This window comes from Halomonas flagellata, assembly GCF_022487945.1.
GTDB classification, from domain to species: Bacteria; Pseudomonadota; Gammaproteobacteria; order Pseudomonadales; family Halomonadaceae; genus Halomonas; species Halomonas flagellata.
The window spans coordinates 1-546 of the sequence record NZ_JAKVPY010000138.1 but is presented as its reverse complement, the minus strand read 5'-3'; the positions used below and the strand labels follow the sequence as shown (position 1 = coordinate 546).

The 546-nt window shown below is 45.8% G+C and carries 1 protein-coding gene and 1 pseudogene; both read left to right on the top strand.

Annotated elements, in window-relative coordinates; translation table 11 throughout:
* Positions 1 to 236, top strand: a pseudogene (locus tag MKP05_RS22075) (hypothetical protein); the annotation flags it as partial.
* The coding region (locus MKP05_RS22070) for a Glu/Leu/Phe/Val dehydrogenase dimerization domain-containing protein (protein WP_369127990.1) at positions 233 to 546 on the top strand (314 nt) is incomplete at its 3' end. The pseudogene MKP05_RS22075 and the gene MKP05_RS22070, both read left to right, overlap by 4 nt.

Sequence of the window (546 nt, the reverse complement as noted above, 5' to 3'; positions counted from 1 at the left end):
GTGCCGTAGTCGAGCCTGTGAACGGTTTTTGCAGCCCTGAAGAATACGAGGTCTTCATGCAGCAAGTGAATGAATTTGAGCGGATGCTCGTACAGTCCAATACCTTCCTACTCAAATATTATTTCTCTATCACTAAAGGCGAGCAAGCCATTCGATTTAAGGATATTAAGAAAAATCCCCTGAAATTATATTTAACTGGAAAGACCCTGAAACTGAAGCGGAAGGGTGGACAGTGATCAATTCCCTTCGCGGAGGAGCTGCCGGTGGCGGTACGAGAATGCGCGTTGGCTTGGATGCAAACGAGGTTTTATCGCTTGCCAAGACTATGGAAGTGAAATTTACTGTTTCGGGTCCGGCCATTGGAGGTGCTAAATCCGGAATCAATTTTGATCCTAAAGATCCTCGTAAAAAAGAGGTTTTGGAGCGTTGGTACAAAGCTGTGTCTCCCTTGTTGAAAAGTTACTACGGAACCGGAGGCGACCTGAATGTTGATGAAATTCATGAAGTAATCCCCATTACGGAAGATTGTGGGGTGTGGCATCCGCA